Below are 5,013 nucleotides of genomic sequence, written 5' to 3'. Positions count from 1 at the left end.
GCCCGCGCCGTTGCCGGCGGTCGGCGCGCGGGCGGGATCGTGCCACGGCGGCCGGGTCATCGCGCCCTCGTCCGCGGCAACGCGACCCGTCCGGCCGAAGCCGCCGCACCCGTGGGCAGGGCGGGTGTCCACGGCTCGGCGGGCACGTCGGTGGAGACGCTGGCCGCGAGGTAGTCCGCGAGACTGGCCGCGGTCCGTCCCAGCTTCGTGCGGCCGATGCCGACACGGGTATGGCGCCGGCCGGCGAGCACGCCGGCCGCGGCGGCGTCATACGGCACCGGGCCCAGCACCCGAGAACCCAGCACCCGAGAGATGTCACCGACCCGGTAGTCCGCCGACCGGTCCGGCTGCGCGACGACCACCACATACCAGGCCGGCAGTTCCCAGCTCTGGACCACCGGAATCCGGGCCGCCAAGTGCGACAGCTCGTCGTCACGGGCCCGCACGACCAGCAGCAGCACATCCGCCGCGTCCAGCACCGGCCGCCCCGACGAACGCGCGTCCAAGCGGCCACAGTCCACCAGCAACGGCCGGCCCTGCCCGCGTGCCGCGGACCACAGCAGCGACCATCCGCCACCATCGAGTTCCCCGAGCACCTGGCTGGCCTGCTCAGCGCCGGCCGGGGCGGCGATCACCTGGAGACCGCCGGGCAGCTCGTGGATGTGATCCTCGACCGGGCGGGCCGCACCGCCGCGGCGGCCCGCCGCGGCGAGCGTGACCAGCCCACGGCTGGCCGTCAGCAGCCCGAACCGAGCGCCCAGGTCACCGCCGGCGGGGTCGGCCTCCACGACCAGCGGCTCCCCGCCGCCGACCGGCCAGCGATCTGCTAACGCCAGCGTCAGCGTCGTCGCCCCTGGGCTGCCTTTCAACGACCCAACCGCGATGATCATAGGCCGGTCACTGTCCCGTGCCGTGGACGGTGACGATCCCGATCTGCCCGGCCGGGCTTGCCGCGAGCGCGCGGGCGTCGGCCTCAGTGAGCTGCACCGACACCACCGTCGTCTGGCCGGTGTCCTGGGCCGCGACGGCGACGACCGTCGCCGGCCACGAACGGGCGGCACCCGCGGACGCGGTCAACACCGCGCTGCTCGCGGGAGCCACGATCACGGCCACCCGTGAGCCGGCCGACAGGCCGGTGGGGAACTGGCCGGCCTTCAACGCCACCGCGGCAATCGCCTCCCCCGGTGGCGGGACCTGCGCGGCGCCCACGGCCGCGCGGCTGAGCACCGTGCCGGCCGGAAGGCTGTAGGCGACGGGCTTGCCCAGCACGGTGTCCTTCGATCCCGCGGGGATCGTGTCGAGGCCGTCGGCGGAGATCCGCGCCTCCCGCACGTCCGCCGCCGACAGGACGTGTCCCACCGTCACCGGACGGGCCAGCACCAACACCGCCGTCCGTGACCCCACCCGGGCGCCCGCGAGCAGGCCGGCGGTGGCGCAGCCGACGACGAGGACCACCCCGAGGAGCAGATACGGCAGCCGGCGGCGGCGCCGCGGACCACCGGTCAACCGCGCGGCCGGTATGCCACCAGCGCGCCGGGCGCCGCGCTCCGCGCCGGCGGTACGCGGCGCCGACGACGGGGCGGTCACCACGACGCCTCCTCGCCGCGCGCCCCACGGTGTGGGCATGCCGTCGCGGCTCGTCGGGCCGTATCGGTCCTGGTCGTCATCAGCCACCGCCTGTCGTGAGCGCGGGAACGTCGATCACCCTGGCCGCCGTGGTGGACACGGTCGTCAGCCCCGGGAACGCCCCTGCCTGGCCGGCACCGGCCCAGGCCACGTCCCAGCGCACCGTCGCTGTCACCGTGAACGTCCCGCCCGGCGTGTCCAGCGAGCGGTGGCGGTAGGTGTAGCCGCAGTCCGGCGACGCGCTCGTCGGATCACCACCGGGCGTTAACGGCGTGCCCGGACCGGTGCACGTCACGGTCCCGCCGTCCCCGAACGACCAGGTCACCTGCACGGGCTTCGCGACCGCGGTCACCGACACCCCGCCCGCCGCCGCCGTCGCCGCCACCTGATTCCATCCGGCCGCATCCAGCCACAGCCACGTCGGCAACCCCACCAGCTGATCCGCCGACGGGTTCATCACGATCCGCGGGCCGGGCAGCCGCAGCTGGTTACGGGCCTGCTCCGCCAACGCCTTCGGGTCCGGCGCGGGCGCCGCCGCCGCGTCCGGAATCCACACCGGCGCCCGATAAAGAGCGTCCCGTTCACCGCCCGAGGTGCACCGGTAGACGTACCAGGCGCCCGCTCCCTGCCCCGGCTGCGACGCCACCGGCCGCACCGACAGCTCCGACGGGTGCAACACCGCCGGCCTCACCACCAGCCCATCCACCGCGGGCGGCCGATAGGCGACCGGCCGCAGACCGGGGGCGGGCGGCTGAAAGTCGCTGCGCACATACGCGCAATCCGCCGTCGGCAGCGACGGTTCGTCCAACGCCCTGTCACCCGGTGCGGGCGAGGCTGCCGGTCTCCCGCCCGACGGCGCGGGGCTGTGATCCGGCGCCGGGGCAGCGCCGTCGTCGCCGGCGAAAAGCTCGCACCCCGGATACGGATTCTGGCTGCACAGCGCGGAGCCGACCTTGCCGTCGGCGAAAGCCGGCGGGGCGAACGCCCCGAGTGCCACCACCGCGAGCACGAATAGGAATGCGCCTCGCCGTATCAGCATGATCCCGGATCGCCGATCCCAAAGCGGGTGACGCGCCACTTGCCGTCCGTGTGCAGCCGCACCTCGGCGAAAACCTTGTGCAATGCGCCCGGCGTGTTGTCCAGCAGCGAACCGTCAGTCCTGTACCGCAACCAGTGCCGGTCATCGAGACAATCATCAATCATCACCGATGTGGGCGTGTCTTCCGGACTCACCGACGTCACCCGGGGGCTGTTCACCGGATTGCCCTTGGAGACCAGGCCGTTGTAGTGGTCGGCGTACAGATCACGGCTCAGGAACTGCAAAGCCTCACCCGAGGCGTACTGCGACAGATACGGCGCCTGCCAATCAGAGGTATGACTCGCCTGCGCGTACGTCTGCCACATTCCGAGGTACGCCGCTACCGCGTCCCGCCGGGCGATATCCGCTGGCGAGGTCGGCGTGGGGGTCGCGGACACGGGTGGATGGGCGGACCCAGAGGCGCTTGCGCCGCTGGGTGTCGGGGCGGGCTGCGAACCACCCCCCGCACCGCAGGCGGCGAGAGCCAGCACAACAGCGATCAGGACACCCGCGCTCGCGGCCCGCGACCGTGTACCGCGGCGCCGTTCAGACCGACGAGTCCCGACCTCCACCGTGCTCCACCTCGCAGGCCGTTCCCACGCGGGCGGTCACCCGCCCGGCCGGGTAGATCTCAGATGACCCTCACCGTTCTAGGACTACTCCGGTGGCAGCGATTTGTGGCGTTCTAACTTTGCGGTCCGTTCGGCGTCCCAGCGCCAAATGACTCAAAAGTACTAGTAACAATGGTCTATATAGGCTATTTCAGTGAATCTCTGGGATAGCCCGTCCGGACTGGCGGAGCCATGCGTCTGGCGCGCGAGCCGCCCAGTGTTGTGGATCAGTGACCGCTGTGTTCTGGCCGATGGCGGGCACGGATCGGGAGCGGCACGCACCATGCAGGGCACTGGGCCGGTCGAGCCGGAGGGACAGCTCACCGGTCCGGCGCGGCGGGCCCTGCCGGACCGCTTGGGGCGATCGGCGTCGAGGGCTACTGTTGGCGCATTCCGACTCGCCGTCCGCCACCAGGATTTGGTGCGCGCCGAGGAAGGAGCCACAGATCTCGTGATGACCAGGCCCAGCCTGCGGGTGGAGCAGGCGGAGCTACGGGCGCGGATGCGCACGGCGGGGATGTCCCACGACGAGATCGCCGTCGAGTTTGCCCGTCGCTACCAGCTGCGTCCGCGCGCCGCCTACCGCGTCGCGCACGGTTGGACCCAGACGCAGGCCGCGAACCACATCAACGCCCACGCAGCCCGCACCGGCCTGGACCCCCACGGCGCCGCCACTATGACCGGCCCACGGTTGTCGGAGCTGGAGAACTGGCCGCTGCCGAACAACCGCCGCCGGCCTACCCCTCAGATCCTCGCGCTGCTCGCCGAGGTCTATGGCACGGGCATCCACAATCTGATCGATCTCGACGACCGTGAACACCTCACCCCCGCCGACGCTCTCCTTATCAGCAAGATGCCGAGAACGGTGCGGGTCAGGCCGGAAGAATTGCCGAAGCCCAGGGACGCGTCGCAGGTCGAGAGGGCCGGAGAAGGCATCAGCCCGTCCGCTCCGGCGATGGTCTCGCCAGCCATGGACGTGACCGCATCCCGTGGCGGTGGGTATGACCGGCAGGCGGAACTGCTCGACGTCGGCGTTCGACTGCGGTATTTCGCGGGACCCTCCGTGCAGACCCCTTTCCTTGATTATCTTGACGGTTTCGTCGAGGACTGTGTCGTCTCCTATGAGGCGCGTGGCCCGGCCGCGTTGATGCCTCTTGTCGTGCGACAGCGGAAGGGCGTACAAGCCCTCGTCGAGGGCTGGCAGCTCCCCCGGGACCGCATCCAGCTGCTCCGCTCCGCTGGACGGCTGTCGGGGCTTGCCGGCTATATGGCGGTGAACCTCGGGGACTTTCCGCTCGCGCGTGCCTACTGCGTGGAGGCGTTCACCCTTGCGCTCGCCGTCGAGGACGCCGACCTGGCGGCCTGGGTGCGGGGCACCGAAAGCCTGTGCGCCTACTACGCCGGCGACTACCGGCTGGCGTTGGAGCGGGCGCGCGAGGGACAGACCTACGCCGCGGGCGGGCCGCAGGCGATCCGGCTGGCGGTCAACGGCGAAGCCCGCGCCCTGGGCCAGCTCGGCGACCGCGCCGGCGTGCGCGAAGCCGTCGGCCGCGCGTTCGACCTCGCAGAGGGCGCCGAGCTGCCCGAGGGCATGTCGCCGTGCATCTCCTTCGGCACCACAGCCTCGCGCGGATCGCGGCGAACGCCGCGACCTCCCACGTCGGCACCGGCGACACCGCCCTCGTCCAGAACTACGCA

Annotated in this window: 5 protein-coding genes; 1 reads left to right on the top strand and 4 read right to left on the bottom strand. The window is 72.0% G+C overall.

Annotated features, from left to right (window positions below; translation table 11 throughout):
• Positions 1 to 56 precede the first annotated feature (56 nt).
• The 4 genes from MJ783_RS19280 to MJ783_RS19265 all read right to left on the bottom strand — a co-directional run bounded on the left by MJ783_RS19280 (position 57) and on the right by MJ783_RS19265 (position 3,276).
• On the bottom strand, positions 57 to 890 hold the full coding sequence (locus MJ783_RS19280; RefSeq protein ID WP_239312313.1) for a hypothetical protein: 834 nt from the start codon (positions 888 to 890) through the stop codon (positions 57 to 59).
• 7 nt (positions 891 to 897) lie between these two features.
• The gene (locus tag MJ783_RS19275; protein WP_239312311.1) at positions 898 to 1,587 is read right to left on the bottom strand and encodes an SAF domain-containing protein; all 690 of its coding nucleotides are present in this window, start codon (positions 1,585 to 1,587) and stop codon (positions 898 to 900) included.
• Positions 1,588 to 1,666: 79 nt separating this feature from the next.
• A complete protein-coding gene (locus MJ783_RS19270; RefSeq protein ID WP_239312310.1) occupies positions 1,667 to 2,665 on the bottom strand; it encodes an ATP/GTP-binding protein in 999 nt (332 codons plus the stop codon).
• On the bottom strand, positions 2,659 to 3,276 hold the full coding sequence (locus MJ783_RS19265) for a hypothetical protein (RefSeq protein ID WP_239312308.1): 618 nt from the start codon (positions 3,274 to 3,276) through the stop codon (positions 2,659 to 2,661). Before MJ783_RS19265 ends, MJ783_RS19270 begins: the two co-directional genes overlap by 7 nt.
• 493 nt (positions 3,277 to 3,769) lie before the next feature.
• On the opposite strand from MJ783_RS19265, the gene MJ783_RS19260 reads away from it, so the two are divergent.
• The coding region (locus tag MJ783_RS19260) for a hypothetical protein (protein ID WP_239312306.1) at positions 3,770 to 5,013 on the top strand (1,244 nt) is incomplete at its 3' end.

The organism is Protofrankia sp. Cj3, from assembly GCF_917627355.1.
Taxonomy (GTDB): Bacteria; Actinomycetota; Actinomycetes; order Frankiales; family Frankiaceae; genus Protofrankia.
This window is presented reverse-complemented; position numbering and strand designations above follow the sequence as displayed.

Excerpts from the sequence above, each read along its gene's own strand:
- MJ783_RS19280 (WP_239312313.1), bottom strand. The coding sequence starts at position 890 with ATGATCATCGCGGTTGGGTCGTTGAAAGGCAGCCCAGGGGCGACGACG.
- MJ783_RS19270 (WP_239312310.1), bottom strand. The coding sequence starts at position 2,665 with ATGCTGATACGGCGAGGCGCATTCCTATTCGTGCTCGCGGTGGTGGCA.